The sequence below is a fragment of the Micromonospora sp. KLBMP9576 genome (genome assembly GCF_050941805.1).
Lineage (GTDB): Bacteria > Actinomycetota > Actinomycetes > Mycobacteriales > Micromonosporaceae > Micromonospora.
The window spans coordinates 3411633-3433076 of record NZ_CP194567.1; the positions used below are offsets into that span (position 1 = coordinate 3411633).

A 21444-nucleotide genomic window follows, 5' to 3' on the forward strand; every position below is an offset into this window, starting at 1 on the left:
GTGACACCGGCTTCCGGAGAGCCTGTCGGAGACGTCCGGGACCCGCCGGTCAGTGCGGGAAGACCCGCGGGACGCGGCGTTCGACGTCGTCGCGGAACGCGTCGATCCGCGACGCCACCTGCCGCATGCCGACGGTGTGTTCCAGGCGGTCGAGGTAGAGCGAGCGGCGGGCCAGGCCGTCCAGGTCGAAGCTGAAGTAGATCGCCATCAACGGGTTGACGAACAGGGTGCTGCCCCGGGTACGGCGGGTGACGTGGACGTCCCCGTCGGCACCCTGGACGGCGGCGGCGATCTGCCCGTGCACGATGCTGGGCCGCAACGGCGTGGCCGCCTGCCCGTACGCGACCGCGTCCCGGTACAGCCGCGCCTCCCGGCTGGTGCGCGGGACGGACAGCGCCCCGAGGTACGCGCCGTCGCGGTCGAGGGCGGCGATGTTCTCCAGCACCTGGGTGTGGTTGACCCCGTGGTACGCGTCGATGCCGAACCCGAGGCACGCCACCAGCTTCACCGGCACGTCCAGCCCGGCGACGGCGGCGAGGCTGGTCATGTCCTCGGCGGGGGTCCCGAGGCCGGCCTCGTCGCCGCGCATCAGGATGTCGGTGCCCCCGTCGACCAGCACCACCGCGTCCACGCCGAGCACGTCGACGAGATGCCGGTAGGCGTCGCGCAGCGGTTGCACTCCCACCTTCGGGAAGGCGTACACGGTGCAGGGCTGGTCGTTGGCGGCGAGCCAGCGGGCCAGCGCCCGTTCGGGAAAGTAGTCGTCCGGGCCGTCGGTGTCCGGGGTGACGGCGGCGACGTTGCGCGCCGTCCACGCCCGCAGATCGAGCAGTTCGAGCCGCGTGAAGGAGAGGTTGGCCAGGTGCACGGTCCGACCGGCGTCGCGTAGCGCGACGGCCAGCGGGATCGCGGCGTACACGTCGAAGCCGCCGCCCGCGCCGGCGATCAGCACGGTGCGGGCCGGCTCCAGCGCGGCGAACAGCGGGGGCACGGCCAGCGACGGCATCGGGGTCTCCTCAGGTGACGGTCGCGGGGGCCGGGGTGGGCCGGCGGGTGCGTTCAGAACAGCGTCGACGGCCCGACCGGCGCCGGGTCGGGCAGTGGCTCGACCCCGGGCAGGCGCGAGCGCACCTCGTGGTGGAAGCGGCGGGCGAGGTCGGGGGCGTCGGCGTTGTCCGGAGTGTGCACGAACACGGTCGGCGACCGGCCCTCACGCAGCCAGCCGGTCACCACGTCGAGCCACGGTTGCCAGCCCTCGACCGTGCGCGCGGGGTCGTCCCGGCCGAGGTACCGGACGATCGGCCGGTCGGTCAGCGCGTGGGTACGCAGCGGGTTGCGCGGCTTGCGGGTCCACGCCTCCCGCTCGGCGTCGCTCGTCGGCGGGGTGCGGAAGAACGCGGTCGTGTCGAAGGGCACCCACTCCGCGCCGACCACGGCGAGCGCCTCCGTCAACGTCCGCGCCGCCCACGACTCGGCGAAGAACGCGGGGTGGCGGACCTCCACGGCGTACCGGTGGGTGGCGGGCAGCCCGCGCAGGAAGCGGGCCAGCGTGGGCACGTCGGTGGGCCCGAACGAGCCCGGCAACTGGATCCACAGGGCGTGCGCCCGGGGGCCGAGGGGTTCGACGGCGTCCAGGAAGACGCGCAGTTCCTCGTCGGCACCCGTGAGTCGGCGGTCGTGGGTGACGACCTTCGGCAGCTTGGGCACGAACCGGAAGTCGGGGCCGGTCTGGCGCGCCCACGACGCCACCGTCTCGGGGGTGGGGGTCGCGTAGAAGGTCGTGTTGCCCTCCACGGCCGTGCACCAGCCGGCGTAGGCGCGCAGCCGCTCCTCGGCCGGCAACGGGTGCGTCACGAAGCGTCCCTGCCAGGATCGGTGCGTCCACATCGCGCATCCCACGTGCAGGCGCATCCGTTCCTCCCACCGCTCGACGGCCCGGCGCGGGCCCGCCGCGCCCCGGGTACGGTATCCGGCCGCGCCCGCGCGCCGGGCGCCGGCCGGGCCGGGTGACGGGCCACGGCCGGCGTCCGCCGGTAGGACCGGCTACCCGGCGGTCACCCGCTCGGCCCGCTCCGGCGCTCCCCCGCCGCCGGCCGCGGTCGCCGCCGCCGGCCGCGAACCGTGCCCGTCGTGCCCGTCGTGCCCGTCGTGCCCGTCGTGCAGCATGGTGGCCTCGTCGAACGGCCGCTCGCCGGCGAGGACGGCGCGGGCCTGCTCCCGGTCGAACTCGCGGGTCCAGGTGCCGACCAGGACGGTGGCGACCGCGTTGCCGGCGAAGTTGGTCAGCGCCCGGGCCTCCGACATGAACCGGTCGATGCCGACGATCAGCCCGACGCCGTCCACCAGGTCCGGCCGGTGCGACTGGAGCCCGCCCGCGAGGGTGGCCAGACCGGCGCCGGTGATCCCGGCGGCACCCTTCGACGCGATGATCATGAAGAACAGCAGCGAGACCTGCTCACCGACCGACAGCGGGTCGCCCATCGCCGCGGCGATGAAGAGCGAGGCCATGGTCAGGTAGATCGCCGTGCCGTCCAGGTTGAAGGAGTAGCCGGTCGGCACCGTGATGCCGACGACCGGGCGGCTCACCCCGAAGTGCTCCATCTTGGCGATCAGCCGGGGCAGCGCCGACTCCGACGACGAGGTCGAGACGATCAGCAGGAACTCCCGGCCGAGGTAGCGCAGCAACGAGAAGATCGAGATCCGGGCGACGAGCCAGAGCAGCGCGCCGAGCACCACCACCACGAAGATCAGGCAGGTGGCGTAGAAGCCCAGCATGATCTGCGCCAGGCTCTTGAGCGCGTCCATCCCGGTCGCCCCGACCACCGCGGCGATGGCGCCGAAAGCCCCGATCGGCGCCAGCCACATGATCATCGCGAGGATCTTGAAGACCAGCCGCTGCGCGACGCCGACGGCCCGCAGCACCGGCTCGCCCCGGCGGCCCATCCCCTGCACCGCGAAGCCGACCAGCAGGGCGACCAGCAGGGTCTGCAGCACCTCGCTGCCGGTCAACGCCGACAGCAGCGAGGTCGGGATGATGCCGAGCAGGAAGTCGACAGTGCCCTCGCTCTGGGTGCCGGCCGCCTGCTGCCCCGCCTCGGCCAGGTCGCCGCTGAGCTGGAGGCCACTGCCGGGGTGGATCAGGTTGCCCACCACCAGGCCGATGGCGAGCGCCACGGTCGACATGAGCAGGAAGTAGCCGAGCGCCAGGCCGCCGACCTTGCCGACCTTGGCGGCCTGCCGGACGGACCCGACCCCGAGCACGATGGTGCAGAAGATGACGGGGCTGATCATCATCTTGATCAGCGCGACGAATCCGGTGCCCAGGGGCTTGAGTTCCTGCGCGAACGCGGGCACGACGAAGCCGAGGGTGATGCCCGCGACGACCGCGACGATCACCGCGAGATAGAGATAGTGGGTACGGTCCCGCGGGGGGCGCGTGACCGCAGCGCTGGTGGTGGGGGTCTGCATGACCGACACAGTGGTACCGGTCACAATCTGAGTCAGCCTTGCGTTCATTCTGTTCACCGACCCGCACCATCGGCGGCACGACGCGCGCCGATTCGCCAGCACGAGGAGACATGACCGCAAAGACGTGGAGCATCGCGGGGCAGCTGTTCGCGCTCCAGGTCATGGTGGTCATCCTGCTGGTGGCGGCCGGCACCGTGGGCGTCGCGCTGGTCGCCCACGCCGACGCCCGGGACGCGGCCCGCGAGCAGGTGCTGGCCGTCGCCGAGACGGTGGCCCGCTCACCCGACGTCACCGCGGCCCTGCGCTCGCCGGACCCGGCGGCGGTCCTCCAGCCGTACGCCGAGTCGATCCGCACCGCCACCGGCACCGACTTCGTGGTGGTGATGGCCCGCGACCGAACCCGCTACTCACACACCGACCCGACCCAGATCGGCCGGCCGTTCATCGGCGAGATCGGCCCCGCGCTGGCCGGCCGGCCGTTCACCGTCGTCAACACCGGCACCCTCGGCGAGTCGGTGCGGGCCGTCGCGCCGGTACGCGAGCCCGACGGCGGGGTGGTCGGGCTGGTCTCCGTCGGCATCACGACCCGGGTGATCAACCGCAGGCTGCTGGACCGCGCCCCGGTGCTGCTGGCGGCCACCGCCGCCGCGCTGGCCCTGGCCGGTGCCGGCTCGTGGCTGCTCAGCCGGCGGCTGCGCCGGCAGACCCACGGCCTCGGCCCGGCCCAGATCACCCGGATGTACGAGTACTACGACGCGGTGCTGCACTCCGTGGGCGAGGGCCTGCTGGTGATCGGGCCGGACCGGCGGCTCACGCTCATCAACGACGAGGGCCGGCGCCTGCTCGGACTGCCCACCGGCGCGCCGCTGGTCGACCGCCCGGTGACCGAGGTCGACCTGCCCGCGGCGCTGACCGGGCTGATCACCTCCGGCCAGGACGCGCGGGACGTGCTGATCCTGACCGCCGACCGCGCACTGGTCGCCAACCAGCGGTCGACCGGCCCCGGCGGCCGGGCGCTGGGCACGGTGCTGACCCTGCGCGACCACACCGACCTGCGCGCGCTCACCAGCGAGCTGGACTCCGTGCGGGGGCTCACCGAAGCGCTGCGCTCCCAGGCGCACGAGGCCGCGAACCGGCTGCACACCGTGCTGACCCTGGTCGAGTTGGGCCGCGCCGACGAGGCGGTCCGGTTGGCCACCGCGGAGCTGGCGCTGGCCCAGCAGCTCACCGACCAGGTCGTCGCCGCGATCACCGAACCGGCGCTGGCCGCGCTGCTGCTCGGCAAGTCGGCCCACGCCGCCGAGCGGGGCGTCGAGCTGACGGTCGACCCGGCCTCCCGGCTCGACGTCGGCAGGCTGCCCACCGGCGACCTGCTCACCGTCGTGGGCAACCTGGTCGACAACGCGCTGGAGGCCGTCGCCGGCAGGCCACCACCGCGACGGGTACGGGTGCGCGTGGCCGAGGAGGACGGCGAGGTGCGCGTCGAGGTCACCGACAACGGCTCCGGGCTGCCACCCGGGCAGGTCGCCGACGCGTTCCGCCGGGGCTGGTCCACCAAGGCCACCGGGCGGGGCCTCGGCTTGGCCCTGGTCGGCCAGGTCGTCACCCGGCACGACGGCCGGCACGAGGTGTGCGCCGCCGCGGACGGCGGCACCGTGCTCCGCGTGCGGCTGCCGATACCGGTGGAGCTGCCGACGTGAGCGGGGTACGCGTCCTGGTCGTCGAGGACGAGGAACTCATCGCCGCGGCGCACCGGGCGTACACCGAGCGGGTGCCGGGGTTCCGCGTGGTCGGCGTGGCACACACCGCCCGGGAGGCGATGCGGGTGTTGCGCCGCACCGGCGAGGACGCGGTCGACCTGGTCCTGCTCGACTTCCACCTGCCCGACGTGCACGGCCTGGACGTCTGCCGGGCGATGCGGGCGGCGGGCAGCGACGCGGACGTGCTCGCGGTCACCTCGGCCCGCGACCTGGCGATGGTGCGCGCGGCGGTGGCCCTCGGGGTCACCCACTACCTGCTCAAGCCCTTCACCTTCGCCGCGTTCCGCGACAAGCTGGAGCGGTACGCGCAGTACCGGCGGCAGGCGTCCGCCGCCGGAACCGTCGTGGCCCAGCACGAGGTGGACCGGATGTTCGCCACCCTGCGCGGCACCGCGCCCGACACCCTGCCCAAGGGGCTCGGCGCGGAGACCCTCGACGCCGTGCTGGACGTCCTGCGCCACCGGCCCGGGATCTCCGCCTCGGAGGTGGCCGAGCGGACGGGGACGTCCCGGGTCACCGCCCGGCGCTACCTGGAGCACCTGGTCGACACGGGTCGGGTGGCCCGCGCCCCGCGTTACGGCACCCCGGGCCGCCCCGAGGTCGAGTACCGGCCCACCTGATGCCCGTCGACGCTGACCCGCGCGGTGTCGTCATCCAGATATTTCGATGGTTTGCGGAGTCCCCGGCCGCCAGACTGCGGGGGCGCCCGTAGCGGGGACCGGGCGTGCGGGCGCCGGCCCTGGCCGGCCGTGCCGCCAGGTCCCGTACGGACGACGCAGTCGATGACGTCGGACCGAGGGAGAGCCGTGCATCGCAGACCCAGCCGCAGACGCCTCACCGCCATCGCCACCGTACTCACACTCGCCCTGACCGGGGCGGGCGTGCCCGGTGTCGCGGCCGCCGCACCCGTGCCGTCCCAGCCACCCACCGACCTGATGCTCCTCGTCGACGGATCGTTGTCGCTCACCGACGCCGACTGGCAGGTGCAGTTGGAGGGCTTCGCCCGCGCCGTCGAGGACCCGCTGCTCTTCCCCCGTTCGGACCGGGTCGCTGTCGGCGTCCTCCAGTACTCCGGCAGCGACGTGACCGAGGGCACCCGCCTGGAGATCCCGCTGACCCGGCTCACCGACGAGGACGCGGCGACGGGCCTCGCCACCCGGTTGCGCGCCGTCGAGCGGCTCGACGACGTGTCCAACCCTGGCGACGCCGTCCACGCCGGCGCCGACCACCTGGCCGCCGCGGGCCGGTCCGGCACGTCGTGGTCCATGTGCATGTCCACCGACGGCGAACCGAACGCCGGCGAGGGCCTCGCCGAGGCGGTCGCGTACGCCAAGGGCAAGGGCGTCGACCGCTACGGCGTGCTCGCCCTCACCAGCGGCGTGTTCAGCGAGGAACAGGCCCGCACCGTCTACGGCCCGCACGTCTTCGGCGGCGGCCGGGTGAACGCCGCCCGCAGCACCGCCGAGTTCTCCTCGCTGGTCTCCGGGTGTCTGAACTACGCGCTGGACCTGGCGGCGATCGAGGTCAACCAGGCCGTGCAGGACTGGCAGAACAGCGTCCCGCTGATCCGGGCCAGGTCCACGATCGTCCGGGCCTTCTTCAAGACGGCGGACAGCCAGGAGGTACGCACCAGCGGCCGGCTGCGCGGCTACCGCGACGGTCAGGAACTGCCCGGCAGCCCACTGACACCGGTCGACCCCCAGATCGTGGTCGGCCCCGATCCGGGGGCCGGGCGGGAGCGGTTCTCCGGCAGCCTGAACTTCGCGCTGCCGCCGGGCTGGGCCAGCGGGCGGGTCAAGCTGGTGCCGGAGCTGCCCGGCGGGGTGCGCTGCGAGGGCGGCCGGTGGACCGGCGACTGCGGCACCGAGGTCGAGTTCCGGCCCGGCGGGCGGTTCCGGGTCAAGCTCTTCGCGGCGAGCTGGACCGAGAACGGCACCGTCCGGGAGCCCACCTTCGACAACCTCTTCGAGCAGTACCAGCGGATGCACGACGCGTTTCCGGTGAGCAACGCGAACGCCTCGTTCGAGACGCTCGACCTCGACGAGCGGCCCGATGGTGACGACGGACTGGAGGACGTCAACGGCCGGCTCTGGATCGACTGGTGGACCAACTTCCGGTCCGGCCAACTCGACCCGCGGACCCAGTACCATGCCGCGCTGCTCGGTGACGGTGGCGGTGGCCTGGCCATCGGCATCGGCAGCCCGGTCTCCTCCGGCTGGCTCTCCGGCAGCGAGGGCCTGTACGGCACCGGGTACGCCCGCAACCGGGGCGCGCACGAGGTGGCGCACTCGCTGGGCCGCGAGCACACCGTGAACGCCGACCGCAACGGCCGTACCTTCCCGGTTCTCGGCGCCAAGCGGGGCTGGTGCGGTGAGGTCGCGGGGACCTTCACCGACGACTACCCCCACTGGACCGGCACCGGCCAGGGCGACCGGCCGACCCTCGGACCCAACGGCGACCGGGACCGGGAGATCTGGGGGGTCTCCGCGCGGTACTTCGGCGACCGCGAGGGGCTCGCCATCACCTCGCCGCACGCCACCTACCCGATGATGAGCTACTGCAACTCCACCAGGGGCGACAGCCAGGGGCGCTGGATCGACGCCCGGGACTACCGGGCCCTGTACGAGGGCCGGCTCTCCCCGGACGCGACCGGCGCCGCGTCGAGCCGTACCCCGGCCGCCGCGAGCGACGACCCGGCCGCGGTGGTGCTCCGCGGCACGGTCGACACCGCCGCGGGCACCGCCGTCTTCCGGCCGACCGTGCCGGCGTTCGGCGCCCCCGTGGCCGCGAACGACCCTGCGGGCGGCTACGAGCTGCGGGTGCTCGACGCCGACGACCGGGTGCTGCACCAGGTGCGCTTCGAGCCCCGGCGCCAGGAGGGTGACGAACCGCCCGGCGGCGACGGGCAGGATGAGCGCACCGTCGGCAGCTTCGAGCTGGCGGTACCGGCCGCGCCCGAGTCGGCCGCCCGGGCGGTCGTCCTGCACGGCGGCCGGGTGATCGGCGCCCTGGCCGCCGAGCGGAAGAAGCCCGACGTCGACCGGCCGGCCGCCGCGGTCGACCGGGACGGGAACACCGTCCGGTTGAGCTGGAAGGGCAGGCACGCCGGCCCGCACGCGCCGACGTACACCGCCCAGTACAGCGCCGACGGCGGCGGCAGTTGGCGCACGTACGCCGCCGACACCGCGGCGACCGGGGCGAGCGCGCCCCGGTGGATGGTGCCCGGTTCGCCGGCCGCGCTGGTCCGGGTGATCGCCTCGCACGGGCTCGACGCCGCGGTGGTCACCTCCGAGCCGTTCGCGATGCCCGACGCCGCACCCCAGTTGACCATCCGGAACCCCGCCGACGGCGCCGCCTACCACGGCACGCAGGCGATCCGGCTGGACGCCGGGGCGTACGACGCGGAGGCCGGGCTGCTGGACGACGGCGACGTCACCTGGCGGTCGGACCGCGACGGTGCCCTCGGCGCCGGCCGGGTGCTGCTGACCAGTGCCGACCGGCTGAGCGAGGGGGCGCACCGGATCAGCGCCACGGTGACCGACGCGGCCGGCCAGACGGTGACCCGCGAGATCACCGTCAGCGTCTCCCGGCTGCCCGCGCCGACCCCGCGGTACGAGTTCGGTGGCTTCCGGCCGCCGATCGACCCGGACGGGCTGACAGTCGTCGAGGCCGGCCGGACCATCCCGGCCAAGTGGACGGTCGGGGGCGAGCAGCCGGGCGAGTCGGCGGTCGTCTCGGCGACCTTCGATGCGCCCGGGGCGGAATACCGGTGGATCTCGACCCTCGGGTCGTACCATCTCAACATCGAGACCCCACGGTCCTGGGCGGGCAGCCGGCACCGGCTGACGGTGACCCTGGCCGACGGCACCCGGCACAGTACGGAGTTCGAATTCAGGTGACCGGCATCCGGGCGCGGAGGCCGGTGGCGCTCGTCGCCGCCGGCCTCGGTGCCGTGGTGCTCGTCGCGGCCGTGCTGGCCACGGCGCTCTGGGCCGCCGGCCGCGGCCCGTTCGGCGCGGGTGGACCGCAGCCCGACGAGGTGCTCGGCACGATGCGCGACGCTTCCGACCAGTCGGCCGGCAGGGGCGCCGCCACCAGGGGCGGCACCGTGCTCGCGATACCGGCGACGGCGGCACCCGACTTCTGGGCACTAACCAGCGTCGGCGCCGCCCCGACGCCCGAGCAGGTGTCGTACGCCCCGTTCACCGTGCCGACGTCCGCCGTGGCGTCCGCCGGCGGGGTGACCGGCGCCCTCGGGCGGGGCGGCCGGTTCTCGCTGCGGCCCGTCTCCTCCGGGGCGTACCTGCTCTGCTACGCCAGCGGCACCGGCGCGAGCGGCTACCAGGTGCAGGGGTGCCGCGAGGCGCTGCTGCGGGCGCCCGGCCGGATCGACGCGAGCCGGGGCGAGGCGGGCTTCCGGGTAATGATCCCCGACGCTCGTTGAGCCCGCCGCCCGGGCGGGTCGGCCGGCGGGCTTCCCCGCCGACCGACCCGCCGCAGCGCTAGAGGGTCCGGGCGAGCCGGTCGGCGAGGATGCGGGTGAACCGGGACGGGTCGGCCAGCTCCCCGCCCTCGGCGAGCAGCGCCATGCCGTGCAGCAGCTCGGCGGTCTCCGTCAACGACTCCTCGGCGCCGCCCTGCTCGTGGGCCTTGCGCAGGCCGGTGACCAGCGGGTGCCCGGGGTTGAGTTCCAGGATCCGCTTGACCGACGGGACCTCGTGGCCCATCGCCCGGTACATCTTCTCCAGCGTCGGGGTGATGTCGTGGGCGTCGCCGACGACGCAGGCCGGCGAGGTGGTCAGCCGCGAGGAGAGGCGGACCTCCTTGACGGAGTCGGCGAGGGTGGTGCCCATCCAGGCGAGCAGGTCGGCGAAGTCCTTGCGCTGCTGCTCGCGCTCGGCCTCGGCCTCCTTCTTCTCCTCCTCGGTGTCCAGGTCCACCTGGCCCTTGGCGATGGAACGCAGCGTCCTGCCGTCGTACTCGCCGACGCGCTCGATCCACACCTCGTCGACCGGGTCGGTGAGCAGCAGCACCTCGTAGCCCTTGGCGCCGAACGCCTCCATGTGCGGCGAGTTCTCGATCATCGCGCGGGAGTCGCCGGTGGCGTAGTAGATGTCGCTCTGCCCCTCCTTCATCCGGCCGACGTAACCGGCCAGGTCGGTGGGCTCGGCCGGGTCGTGGGTGGAGGCGACCGACAGGATCTCCAGGAGCGTGGCCCGGTTCTCCACGTCGTCGATCAGGCCCTCCTTGACCGCGGTGCCGAACTCCGTCCAGAAGCTCCGGTAGCGCTCCGCGTGGTTGGCCTTCATGTCCTTGACGGTGGCCAGGATCTTCTTGACCAGCCGGCGGCGGACGACCTGGATCTGCCGGTCCTGCTGCAGGATCTCCCGGGAGATGTTCAGCGACAAATCGTGCGCGTCCACGACGCCCTTGACGAAACGCAGGTAGTTCGGCATCAGCGCTTCGCAGTCGTCCATGATGAAGACGCGCTTGACGTAGAGCTGCACGCCGCGGCGGCCCTGCGGGGCGAACAGGTCCAGCGGCGCGTGCGAGGGGATGAACAGCAGCGCCTCGTACTCGAAGGTGCCCTCGCCCTTCATGTGCACGATGTCCAGCGGGTCGGCCCAGTCGTGGCTGACGTGCTTGTAGAACTCCCTGTACTCGGCCTCGTCGACCTCGTCGCGGGGGCGGGCCCAGAGCGCCTTCATCGAGTTGAGCGTCTGGATCTCGGTGCTGGGCGCGTCGCCCTCACCCTCGCCGGGACGCTCGACGGTCATCCGGATCGGCCAGGCGATGAAGTCCGAGTATCGCTTGACGATCTCCCGGATCGTCCACTCGGCGCTGTAGTCGTGCAGGTTGTCCTCGTCGTCGGCCGGCTTGAGGTGCAGGGTCACCGAGGTGCCCTGCGGTGCCCCGTCGACCGACTCGATCACGTACGTGCCCTCGCCGGCCGACTCCCAGCGGGTGCCGCCGCTCTCCCCCGCCCGGCGGGTCACCAGCTCCACCCGGTCCGCGACCATGAACGCCGCGTAGAAGCCCACGCCGAACTGACCGATCAGCTCCTGCCGGGCCCCGGCGTCGGCGGACTCGCGCAGCTTGCCCAGCAGCTCGGCGGTGCCCGACTTGGCGATCGTGCCGATCACCTCGACCACCTCGTCGCGGGACATGCCGATGCCGTTGTCCCGCACGGTCAGCGTGCGCGCCGACCTGTCGATCTCGAGCTCGATGTGCAGGTCGGAGGTGTCGACCTGCAGATCCTTGTCGACCATCGACGCCAGGCGCAGCTTGTCCAGCGCGTCCGAGGCGTTCGAGATCAACTCACGCAGGAAGACGTCCTTGTTCGAATAGATCGAGTGGACCATCAGCTGGAGCAGCTGACGCGCCTCGGCCTGGAACTCCAACGTCTCGGCCCGGTTGCTCACACCGTGTCCTTTCATCCTCGAAAGCCCACCGAAGGGTCGCGGAAAGGATACGAGCCCCCGCAGACGGTGAGACGACGGGACGGCAGTGTGTCGACGGGTGCGCACCGGTCCTCGGCGACGCCGGGCCCACGACGTCGAGGTGTCAGGAGGCGGGGCGCTGGGTACAAGGTCACGCCGGGTGCCGGCCGACGTGCGGCGCAAGCCAGGTGCCAGGATGTGCGGGAACGCCAGCAAGGGTCGCCGGGGCCCGGAAGCGGGGGCTGCGATGAGGTGCGACCGAGGGTGACGCGACCCACGCGGGACCTGTTCGCCGACGGCGGCGAGACCGGTCGACTGATGGCGGACCTGGACTGGGCGGCCACCCCGCTCGGCCCGGTCGACGGCTGGCCGCAGAGCCTGCGCGCCGCCGTCCGGGTGGTGCTCTCCTCCCGCTACCCGATGCTGCTGCTGTGGGGTGACCGGTTCACCCAGCTCTACAACGACGCGTACTCGGCACTGATCGGCGACAAGCATCCCGACGCGCTCGGCGGCGACGTGCGGGTCACCCTCGCCGAGGGCTGGGGCGTGCTGGCCCCCCTGATCGACGAGGCGATGGCGACCGGGGTCGCCAGTTGGGTGCCGGCCCTGCAACTGCTGCTGGACCGGGCCGGCTACCGCGAGGAGGCATACTTCAGCGTCTCGCACGCCCCCGCCCGCGACGACGAGGGACGCACGGTGGGGGTGCTCACCGTGTGCAGCGAGGTCACCGAACAGGTCGTCGGCGAACGCCGGCTACGCCTGCTGCGGGACCTCTCCGTCGGCGGCGACGGGCGGACCGTCGACGTCGAGAGCACCTGCGCCCGACTCGCCGAAGCCATCGGCGGGCACCCCCTGGACGTCCCGTTCGCCGCGATCTACGTGGGCGAGGGCGACCTGCTGCGCCGGACCGCCTGCGTCGGCGGCGACCGTGTGGCAGCGGCCCTGCCCGCCACGCTGCCGAAGGGGCGCGCGCTCGAGTGGGGGCTGGCGGGCGCCGCCGCCGGCACGACGAGCGAGGTCACCGGCGTCGACCGGACGCTCGCCCTGCCCGCCGGGGCGTGGGGCGACCCGGTCGGCACCGCCCTGGCGCTGCCGTTGCCCTCCGCCGAGGCCGACCAGCCGCTCGGCGTGCTGCTGGTCGGGGTCAGCCCGAGCCGGGGCCTGGACGAGTCCTACCGGTCGTTCTTCGCGCTGCTGGCCCAGCAGGTCGCCGTCGCGGTACGCAACGCGATGGCGTACGAGCAGGAGCGCCGGCGGGCCGAGGCGCTCGCCGAACTGGACCGGGTCAAGACGGGCTTCTTCACCAACGTCAGCCACGAGTTCCGCACACCGCTGACGTTGATGCTCGGCCCGCTGGACGACGCCCTCAACGACAACGAACACCCCCTGCCGGCGACGCAGCGGGAGCGGATCGACACCGCCTGGCGTAACGCCACCCGGCTGCTCACCCTGGTCAACAGCCTGCTCACCTTCTCCAGCCTGCAGGCCGGGCAGGCGCACAGCGAGGCACGCGAGGTCGACCTGGCCGCGCTCACCACCGAACTGGCCAGCGTGTTCCGGGCCGCCGTCGAACGCGCCGGGCTGCGCCTGGAGGTCGACTGCCCGCCGCTGCCCCGCGCCGTACGCGTCGACCCGGTCAACTGGGAACGCATCGTCACCAACCTGCTGTCGAACGCACTGAAGTACACGTTCGTGGGGCGCATCCGCGTCGAGCTGACCGCCACCGGCGAGCAGGTGCGGCTGACCGTCTCCGACACCGGCATCGGCATCGGCGAAGATGAGCTGCCCCGGCTCTTCGAACGCTTCCACCGGGTGCACGGCGCCCGGTCGCGCAGCCACGAGGGCACCGGCATCGGGCTCGCCCTGGTACGCGAACTGGCCCGCCTCGAGGGCGGCGACGTGCGGGTCGAGAGCCGCATCGGGGTGGGCACGACGTTCACCGTGGCCCTGCCCTGGACCCCCGCCACGCCGGGGCACGGCACCGCGGCGGACATCGGGATGGACGAGGTCGGCGACGCCGCCCGGGCCGCCGCGCAGGAGGCGACCGGCTGGCTGGCCGACCCGGCACAGGCGGGGGCATCCGCGCCGGCCGGACCACCGCTGCCCGCGTACGGTGCGGTGAACCCGCTGCGGGGCGTGCGGATCCTGGTCGCCGACGACAACGCCGACATGCGCACGTACCTGGCCCGGTTGCTGGGCGAACAGGGCTGGCGGGTGGAGACGGTCGGTGACGGCGAGCAGGCCCTGGCGGCGATCCACCGGGACCCGCCGGACCTGGTGCTCACCGACGTGATGATGCCCGCCGTCGACGGCTTCGAACTGCTCCGCCGACTACGCGAGCGGGCCGGCACCCGGACGTTGCCGGTGGTGGTGCTCTCCGCGCGGGCCGGCGGCGACGCCGGCGTGGAGGGGCTCGACCTGGGCGCCGACGACTACGTCGTGAAGCCCTTCGCCGCCGCCGAACTGATCGCCCGGATCCGGGCCGCCCTGCACCGTACCCGCGCCCAGCATTACCCCCGTCGGGCGGCCACGGATACGGACGGCACGGCGGGCGGCACCGCGAGCACGCACGGCACGCCCGGCGGCACCGCGAGCACGCACGGCACGGCGGGTACGCACGGCCCGGAAGGCACGCATGGCCCAGAGGGCCCGGAGGGCACCGCCGCCACGCACAGCCCGGAAGGCACGGACGGCCCGCACAGCACGGACGGCCCGCACAGCACGGACGGCCCGCACAGCACGGATGGCACCGCGAGCGCGGACGGCACGGCGGGTGCGGTCAGCTCAGCGGCGGATGACCTGCCGGAGGTGCCGGGGGGCGGTACGTCGCCCGGCGGGCACGGGGAGCCGGCACACAACGGCGGCCGGTGCCCGGCCTCCGCGCATCCGGTTGCGGTGGACAAGGGCTGGACGTACCCCAACCAGCCCACGGCAGCCGCCTCGATGCGCCGCGACGTGCGGACCTCGTTGGAGGGCCTGAACCTCGATCCGGACACGGTGGCGGATCTCCTGCTGGCCGCCTCCGAGGCGGTCAACAACGCCGTCGAGCACGCCCAACGCCCGACCCGCCCTGAGGTACGCGTGGGCCTGCGGGTGGCCGACGGCACGGTACTGATCTCGGTGCGCGACTTCGGCACCTGGCGAGACCGACGCCCGGCCATGGACCGGGGGCGGGGGGCCACGCTCATGAACGCTCACGGCGACGTACGCCTGGTCTCCACCGCCGAGGGCACCACCGTCACCATCGAGCACCGCCTGTCGCCGATCCCCTGATCCGTCGCCCGCCCCGCCTCCACCGGCGGGCACACCAGATCCGTGCACACCCGATCCGTGCACGCCCCGTCCGCTGCACGCCCCGTCCGCTGCACGCCCCGTCCGCTGCACGCCCCGTCCGCTGCACGCCCCGTCCGCTGCACGCCCCGTCCGCTGCACGCCCCGTCCGCTGACGCCCGGGGCGCGGGCGAGAGCGCGCCGGCCGCCGTTGACCACGCTCAGCCAAAGGTGATCAGGACGCCATGTACCTCAAAGCGGCCGAATAACGTCCATGGGGTCCTGATCACCAGCCGCCGCCTCGCGCACGCCCTCCCTGACGGAGGAACCAGCTGACGGTGCCCAGCCAGTTCCATGGCGGCGACGCGGTGGGCGGCGGCGGGGCGCGGGACGGCGGGGCGGAGCCGGTGGACCGCTGTGCGGCAGCGGCTGAGGGGTAGGGGCGGGCGCGGGGGCGTTTGCGGCGATTGGTGCGTTGTGGTGCGGCGGCGAATGCAGGAGCGGCGGCACGGCGGCGGCGAATGCAGGAGCGGCGGCACGGCGGCGGCTGAGCAGTCCGGGGCGGCTGAGGGGTGCGGCGGCGGCTGAGCAGTCCGGGGCGGCTGAGGGGTGCGGCGGCGGCTGAGCAGTCCGGGGCGGCTGATCGGCACGGCGGCGGCTGAGGGGTGCGGGGCCGGCGCGGTGGGTGGCGGCGAATGTGGGGGCGGCGGTGCGGCGCCGACGCCGAGTTGGCGGGCGAGGAGGCTCCCCCGTACTGGCCTGGGCACGCGGTACGGACTGGGGCGGACGTCCGGTTTCGCGGACCGCACGGTTTGGGGGCTTCTCGATCGCCTATCCGTTACGTGGGCTTTTGTGGTGGTCGGGGTCACCGGCCGGGCGGGCATGGGTCGGGGGCCCGGGTCGTTGTAACCATCGTGAGCGCGTGACCCCCCGCAGCCCTCCCGACGCCCGGGCGACGGCCCGGAATGCCGGCCGGACCCGCGTCGTTACATCCCCCGCAACCCAGGCCCCGGCCCCGCCGGGACGCCCCCTGAGTTTGACCTTTCCCTTCGCCCGCGACGCCCCCACCCCCCTTGGTGGGTGTCGCGTACCCCCGATCGAAAGGTGCCACCATCATGCGTACCGACATCTTCCGCAGGACCGCACTGACCGTGGCCGGGCTCGCCGTCACCGGCGGCGCCATCGCCGGCCCCGCCACCGCCTTCGCCGCACCCGCCGAGGCCAAGCCCGCCACCCAGGACCGCAAGCAGCACGAGCGGGAACTGGGCGTGCGCTACGAAGCCCAGCCCAACTTCTACTACTGCGGCCCCGCCGCCGCCCGCAACGCCCTGAGCGTGCAGGGCAAGAACATCGACGTACACGGCATGGCCCAGCGCATGGGCACCACCGAAGCCGGCACCGACTCCATCAACGACATCACCCCCATCCTGAACAAGGAAACCGGCAAGGACGCCTACCAGTCCGTCGAGATCCCCGGCACCAAGGCCGACGACAAGCAGACCGACAAGCTGCGCACCGACATCGTCACCGCCATCGACGAAGGCCACGCCATCGTCGCCAACATCGCCGGCACCGCCACCGACACCGACGGCACCACCCACGCCTTCGAAGGCGGCCACTACATCAGCGTCGTCGGCTACCGCGACAACGGCAACACCGTCACCATCGCCGACTCCGCCAACCCCCACCAGGCCTCCTACCGCATGAGCGTCAACAACCTCGCCGACTGGATCGCCACCCGCGGCTACACCGCCTGACCCACCACACGCACACCGCGAGCGCACCGCACTGACGGAGAAGGCCGGCCCCTACGGGGTCGGCCTTCTCCGTCTTTCCACCGGGCGCACCCGGCCCGTGCCCGCCGAGTCGGTCAAGAGTTTCGCGTCCTTCGTGGCGCCGATCCGGAACGCGGAACCCTTGACCGACAACGGCCGCCGGGGTTCGGGGGGTCAGGCCGGCAGGCCGCCGACCTGGGTGTTGATCCAGGACCGGATGGACGGCAGGTCCACGTAGATGGACGGGCCGGTGGCGCAGGTGGAGTTGTTGTTGCCGGCCCGGCTGGTCGCGCCGATCAGGGCCCACGCCCCGTTGATCCGGCGCACCTGCGGGCCGCCCGAGTCGCCGTAGCAGGCGCCCGCGTTGCCGTTGGTGTTGTTGGTGCAGATCTCGTACGCGGCGTTGATGCCGAGGCAGCGGCTGTCCGCCACGATCGAGGTGTCCAGCTCGTGCGCGACGGTCGGGGCGCTGCCGCAGCCCCGGGGGGCACAGGTCTGACCCCAGCCGATGATCCGGGTGGCGGTGCCGACCGCCCCGGAGGCGGTCGGGATCGGGGCGGGAGCGTACGTCACGGAGCTGGCGAGTTGCAGCAGCTTCACGTCGACGCTGGGGTGGTTGACCGCCCGGGTCACCCGGACCACCGTGCCGCCGCTGCTGCGGTTGACGCTGCCCACCCGCACCGAGGTGGGGGTCCCGCAGTGCTTGGCGGTGACCGCCCAGTTCGCCTTGATCAGGGTGCCGGTGCAGCCGGAGACGTACACCATCCACGGGTAGTTCTCGCTTGCCGGCCGGCCGTTGACCACCTGCGGCGAGATGTCGTCGGCGTCGTTCCAGGTGAAGGTGCCGGTGGGCGCCTCCGACGCGGCGAGGCCACCGGCGAAGAGCTGGTTCACCCGGGACGCCTCGGCGGCGCTGGGGTTCGCGTTGCGGCAGGAGACCGGCGCGCTGCTGCCGGACATCAGGTCGGTGCAGAGCCCGGTACGCCGGTCGGGCAGGCCGAGGATGTGGCCGATCTCGTGCGTGGCGATGCGGGTGCGGTCGTACCCCTGGTTGACGGCGGTCCAGCCCATCCAGACCCGGCCGGAGCCGAGGCCACTGACCTGCGCGCGCGGCCACCCGCTGTCGACGTAGATGGTGACGTTGCCCGGCGTACGGGCGACCAGTTGGACGTTGCTGACCCGGCTGTTCCAGATGGTCGCGGCCTGGTCGAAGTTCGTGCGGAACTCGCCGGCACGGCTCGCGTCGTAGTAGACGGTCCGGGCGGCGGCGGACGCGCTGGTGTCGGTGGCGACCTGCATTCCGGTCGCGGCCAGCGCCGCCGCCAGCGCGACGGTCGCCGCACGCAGCAGTTGTCGGAACATACGCGCACTCCCTGGGTTGGCCGGCGGCGGGTCGCCACCGGTCATCGATGTACGTGGATACTAAGCGACGACCGGCAATATGCGGCATAACGGAACCGTCATACCGGCACCCCAGCCGCCGCCCGCCAATACGCCGACCCACCTACCGACGCTCCAACCGCCGTCGCGGACGTCCGCGCCACCACGGAGGCCCGCACCATCACGAAGGCCCGCACCACCACGGAGGCCCGCGCCACACGAAGGCCCGCACCACCGCGGAGGCCCGCGCGCCCGGTCCCACGTAGGCCGGCGCCACCCGCGCGGCCGGATTGACATCGCATCGACCAACTGTTATTAGTTAGGACGGTTTCCAGTATCTCGGTGGTGCTGTCGGGCCCGTGCCGCAGGGACGACCGGCGGGCGGCGGCACGCCGCCCCTCCCCTCCGAGGAGCGCCATGATTCGCAAGCGGACAGTCGCCCAGCTCTCGGGAGTCCTGCTGCTCTCCGCCGCGGCGCTCGGCCACGGCCTGCTCCCGGCCAGCGCCGCGGCGGCCGGGACGATCACCGGGCTCGGCGGGAAGTGCGTCGACGTCGCGAGCGCCGGCACGGCCAACGGCACACCCGTCCAGCTCTGGGAGTGCAACGGCACCGCGGCCCAGGCGTGGACGACCGGCAACACCGACGGCTCCGTCCGCGCGCTCGGCAAGTGCCTCGACGTCACCGCCGCCTCCACCGCCGACGGCGCGAAGGTGCAGCTGTACGACTGCAACGGCACCGGCGCACAGCGGTGGACCGCCAGCAACGGCGCGCTGGTCAACACCGGCTCGGGTAAGTGCCTCGACGTCACGGACCGGAGCACGGCCGACGGCACCCGGTTGCAGATCTGGAGCTGCGCCGGCACCGCCAACCAGCGGTGGAACCTGCCCGGCGGCGGTGGCCCCACGCCCGGCCCCTCCACCCCCGCCGGCTCTCCCCTCGACGACCCGGCCAAGAAGGACGTCGCCATGCAGCTCGTCTCGGCGGCCGAGAACTCCTCGCTCGACTGGCGCGCGCAGTTCTCCTACATCGAGGACATCGGCGACGGGCGGGGCTACACCGCCGGCATCATCGGCTTCTGCTCGGGCACCGGCGACATGCTCGAACTGGTGGAGGCGTACGCGCGGACCAAGCCCGGCAACGTGCTGGCCGGCTACCTGTCGGCGCTGCGCGCCGTCGACGGCACCGACTCGCACGCCGGCCTCGATCCGTACTTCCCCCGCGACTGGCGCGCCGCCGCCGCCGACCCGGTGTTCCGCGCCGCCCAGGAGGCCGAGCGGGACCGGGTCTACTTCAACCCGTCCGTGCGCGACGGCAAGACCGACGGGGTCCGGGCGCTCGGCCAGTTCGCCTACTACGACGCGGCGGTCATGCACGGCTACGAGGGCATGCGGTCGATCCGCTCCCGCGCCCTGGCCCGGGCGAAGCCGCCGGCCCAGGGCGGCGACGAGCGGGTCTGGCTGCACGCCTTCCTCGACGAACGGGTCGCGGAGATGAGGAAGGAGCCCGCGCACTCGGACACCTCCCGTGTGGACACCGCGCAGCGGGTCTTCCTCAACAACGGCAACTTCAACCTGGACACGCCGCTGGTGTTCGCCGTCTACGGCGACCAGTACCGCATCGGCTGACGCCCCCGGTCACGACTCCGACGCGACGCCGCCGGGGGCGCAGGTCTCCCGCAGCCGGCCGTCGGCGAGCCGCAGCCAGCGGTTCACGCCGATGCCGGCGAGGAACCGTTCGTCGTGACTGACCACCACGAACGCCCCCTGGTACGCGTCGAGCGCGCTCTCCAACTGGCCCACGCTGACCAGGTCCAGGTTGTTTGTCGGTTCGTCGAGCAGGAGCAGTTGCGGCGCCGGTTCGGCGAACAGCACGCAGGCCAGGGTGGCGCGCAGCCGCTCGCCACCGGAGAGCGCACCGACCGGCAGGTGGGCGCGGGCGCCCCGGAACAGGAAGCGGGCGAGCAGGGTCATCCGCTGCGCCTGCGGCATCGTGGGCGCGACCGCCGCCAGGCTCTGCGCGACCGTGCGGCCGGAATCCAGCAGGTCCAGCCGCTGGGACAGGTACGCGATCCGGCCGTCGGACCGCCTGGTCCGGCCGCCCTCCGGCGACACGTCGCCGCTCAGCACGCGCAGCAGGGTCGACTTGCCGGCGCCGTTCGGGCCGGTGAGGGCGATCCGCTCGGGTCCCCGGATCGTGAGGTCCACGCCGGTGTCGGCGAACAGGGCCCGGTCGCCGTGGCGGACCTGCACGGCCTCGCCGTGAAAGACGGTGCGGCCGGCCGGCAGGTTGGTGCCCGGCAGCTCCAGCGTGATCCGCTGTTCCTCGCGCAGTGCCCGGCCCGCCTCGTCGAGTCGGGTCCGGGCGTCGTCGAGGCGCGCGGTGTGCGTCCCGTGCGACCGGCCCGCCGACTCCTGGGCGCCTCGCTTCATCGTGCCGGCGAAGATCTTCGGCAGGCCGGCGGCGGAGAGGTTGCGGGCCGCGTTGCCGGCGCGGCGCTCGGCCCGCTCGCGGGACTGTTGCAGCTCCCGTTTCTCCCGCCTGACCTCCTGCTCGGCGTGGCGGACGTTCTTCTCGGCGACCTCCCGCCCGGCGCGCACCGCCTCCTCGTACGCGGTGAAGTTGCCGCCGTGGGAGCGGACCTCGCCGCGGTCGAGTTCGAGGATGCGGTCCATCCGGTCCAGCAGCGCCCGGTCGTGGCTGACCAGCAGCAGGCAGCCGTTCCAGTCGGCCAGTACGGCGTGCAGCGTGCGGCGGGCGTCGAGGTCCAGGTTGTTCGTCGGCTCGTCGAGCAGCAGGACGTCGGGGCGGCGGAGCAGTTGCGCCGCCAGGCCGAGGGAGACGACCTGACCGCCGCTGAGGGTGCGCAGAGGGCGGGTGAGGGCCACGTCGTCGAGGCCGAGCCGGTCGAGCTGGGCGCGCGTACGCTCCTCGACGTCCCAGTCGGTGCCGATCGTGGCGAAGTGCTCCTCGTCGGCGTCCCCGGCCTCGATGGCGTGCAGCGCCGCGAGCAGCGGGGCGACGCCCATGGCCTCGGCCACCGTCAGCTCCCCGGCCAGCGGGAGGTCCTGCGGGAGGTGGCCGAGCACCCCGTCGACGGTCACCGAGCCGCCGGTGGGCCGGTACTCGCCGGCGATCAGCCTGAGCAGGGTGGTCTTGCCCGCGCCGTTGGGCGCGACGAGACCGGTACGGCCGGCGCCCACGGTGAAGGACAGGTCCTCGAAGACCGGGGTGTCGTCCGGCCAGCAGAAGGTCAGGCGCGAACAGACGATCGACGCATCGGACATGCGGGGCCCCCTCGGGGTGGGCAGGGCGCGTCGGGCACCGGGGACGGGCTCGGAAAGGGCGTACGG

Annotated in this window: 13 protein-coding genes and 1 pseudogene; 7 read left to right on the plus strand and 7 right to left on the minus strand. The window is 73.4% G+C overall.

The window, feature by feature from the left end; genetic code table 11:
• Positions 1 to 49 precede the first annotated feature (49 nt).
• From ACQ452_RS15295 to ACQ452_RS15305, 3 genes are all read right to left on the minus strand, one after another.
• On the minus strand, positions 50 to 1006 hold the full coding sequence (locus ACQ452_RS15295; RefSeq protein ID WP_433384660.1) for a DUF1152 domain-containing protein: 957 nt from the start codon (positions 1004 to 1006) through the stop codon (positions 50 to 52).
• 53 nt (positions 1007 to 1059) lie between these two features.
• Positions 1060 to 1887 carry a DUF72 domain-containing protein gene (locus ACQ452_RS15300; RefSeq protein ID WP_433394163.1) on the minus strand — a complete coding sequence of 276 codons (828 nt, stop codon included), beginning with the start codon at positions 1885 to 1887 and terminating at the stop codon, positions 1060 to 1062.
• 156 nt (positions 1888 to 2043) lie between these two features.
• The gene (locus ACQ452_RS15305) at positions 2044 to 3468 is read right to left on the minus strand and encodes a cation:dicarboxylate symporter family transporter (RefSeq protein WP_433384663.1); all 1425 of its coding nucleotides are present in this window, start codon (positions 3466 to 3468) and stop codon (positions 2044 to 2046) included.
• Positions 3469 to 3578: 110 nt separating this feature from the next.
• Here ACQ452_RS15305 and ACQ452_RS15310 point away from each other — a divergent pair, with 110 nt between their 5' ends.
• The 4 genes from ACQ452_RS15310 (at position 3579) to ACQ452_RS15325 (ending at position 9672) form a co-directional block, all read left to right on the plus strand.
• On the plus strand, positions 3579 to 5168 hold the full coding sequence (locus ACQ452_RS15310) for an ATP-binding protein (RefSeq protein ID WP_433384666.1): 1590 nt from the start codon (positions 3579 to 3581) through the stop codon (positions 5166 to 5168).
• A complete protein-coding gene (locus ACQ452_RS15315; RefSeq protein ID WP_433384669.1) occupies positions 5165 to 5848 on the plus strand; it encodes a response regulator in 684 nt (227 codons plus the stop codon). Before ACQ452_RS15310 ends, ACQ452_RS15315 begins: the two co-directional genes overlap by 4 nt.
• 186 nt (positions 5849 to 6034) lie before the next feature.
• Positions 6035 to 9127 carry a PxKF domain-containing protein gene (locus tag ACQ452_RS15320; protein WP_433384672.1) on the plus strand — a complete coding sequence of 1031 codons (3093 nt, stop codon included), beginning with the start codon at positions 6035 to 6037 and terminating at the stop codon, positions 9125 to 9127.
• Complete coding sequence (locus tag ACQ452_RS15325; RefSeq protein WP_433384675.1) at positions 9124 to 9672, plus strand: hypothetical protein; 549 nt, start codon at positions 9124 to 9126, stop codon at positions 9670 to 9672. Before ACQ452_RS15320 ends, ACQ452_RS15325 begins: the two co-directional genes overlap by 4 nt.
• Positions 9673 to 9730: 58 nt before the next feature.
• On the opposite strand, the gene htpG is transcribed toward ACQ452_RS15325, so the two are convergent.
• Positions 9731 to 11590: a molecular chaperone HtpG gene (gene htpG / locus ACQ452_RS15330; protein ID WP_433394165.1), complete on the minus strand. Its 1860-nt coding sequence runs from the start codon at positions 11588 to 11590 to the stop codon at positions 9731 to 9733.
• A 342-nt stretch (positions 11591 to 11932) separates the two neighbouring features.
• On the opposite strand from htpG, the gene ACQ452_RS15335 reads away from it, so the two are divergent.
• Together ACQ452_RS15335 and ACQ452_RS15340 are read left to right on the plus strand one after the other, a co-directional pair.
• The gene (locus ACQ452_RS15335) at positions 11933 to 14941 is read left to right on the plus strand and encodes an ATP-binding protein (RefSeq protein WP_433384678.1); all 3009 of its coding nucleotides are present in this window, start codon (positions 11933 to 11935) and stop codon (positions 14939 to 14941) included.
• Between the two features lie 1112 nt (positions 14942 to 16053).
• Positions 16054 to 16695 (plus strand): C39 family peptidase, encoded by a 642-nt coding sequence (locus ACQ452_RS15340; RefSeq protein WP_433384681.1) that lies wholly within the window; start codon positions 16054 to 16056, stop codon positions 16693 to 16695.
• 192 nt (positions 16696 to 16887) lie between these two features.
• Here the strand turns inward: ACQ452_RS15340 and ACQ452_RS15345 are convergent, their stop codons facing one another.
• Complete coding sequence (locus ACQ452_RS15345; protein ID WP_433394167.1) at positions 16888 to 17607, minus strand: S1 family peptidase; 720 nt, start codon at positions 17605 to 17607, stop codon at positions 16888 to 16890.
• Positions 17608 to 17643: 36 nt separating this feature from the next.
• A pseudogene (locus tag ACQ452_RS15350) lies at positions 17644 to 18120 on the minus strand (snapalysin family zinc-dependent metalloprotease); the annotation flags it as partial.
• Positions 18121 to 18510: 390 nt separating this feature from the next.
• On the opposite strand from ACQ452_RS15350, the gene ACQ452_RS15355 reads away from it, so the two are divergent.
• Positions 18511 to 19719 carry a chitosanase gene (locus ACQ452_RS15355; RefSeq protein WP_433384684.1) on the plus strand — a complete coding sequence of 403 codons (1209 nt, stop codon included), beginning with the start codon at positions 18511 to 18513 and terminating at the stop codon, positions 19717 to 19719.
• Positions 19720 to 19728: 9 nt separating this feature from the next.
• Here the strand turns inward: ACQ452_RS15355 and ACQ452_RS15360 are convergent, their stop codons facing one another.
• Positions 19729 to 21378 carry an ABC-F family ATP-binding cassette domain-containing protein gene (locus tag ACQ452_RS15360; RefSeq protein ID WP_433384687.1) on the minus strand — a complete coding sequence of 550 codons (1650 nt, stop codon included), beginning with the start codon at positions 21376 to 21378 and terminating at the stop codon, positions 19729 to 19731.
• Positions 21379 to 21444 lie beyond the last annotated feature (66 nt).

Coding starts and splice junctions, on each gene's coding strand:
- ACQ452_RS15295 (WP_433384660.1), bottom strand. CDS start 1,006: ATGCCGTCGCTGGCCGTGCCCCCGCTGTTCGCCGCGCTGGAGCCGGCC.
- ACQ452_RS15300 (WP_433394163.1), bottom strand. CDS start 1,887: ATGTGGACGCACCGATCCTGGCAGGGACGCTTCGTGACGCACCCGTTG.
- ACQ452_RS15305 (WP_433384663.1), bottom strand. CDS start 3,468: ATGCAGACCCCCACCACCAGCGCTGCGGTCACGCGCCCCCCGCGGGAC.
- ACQ452_RS15310 (WP_433384666.1), top strand. CDS start 3,579: ATGACCGCAAAGACGTGGAGCATCGCGGGGCAGCTGTTCGCGCTCCAG.
- htpG (WP_433394165.1), bottom strand. CDS start 11,590: ATGGTCCACTCGATCTATTCGAACAAGGACGTCTTCCTGCGTGAGTTG.
- ACQ452_RS15340 (WP_433384681.1), top strand. CDS start 16,054: ATGCGTACCGACATCTTCCGCAGGACCGCACTGACCGTGGCCGGGCTC.
- ACQ452_RS15355 (WP_433384684.1), top strand. CDS start 18,511: ATGATTCGCAAGCGGACAGTCGCCCAGCTCTCGGGAGTCCTGCTGCTC.
- ACQ452_RS15360 (WP_433384687.1), bottom strand. CDS start 21,378: ATGTCCGATGCGTCGATCGTCTGTTCGCGCCTGACCTTCTGCTGGCCG.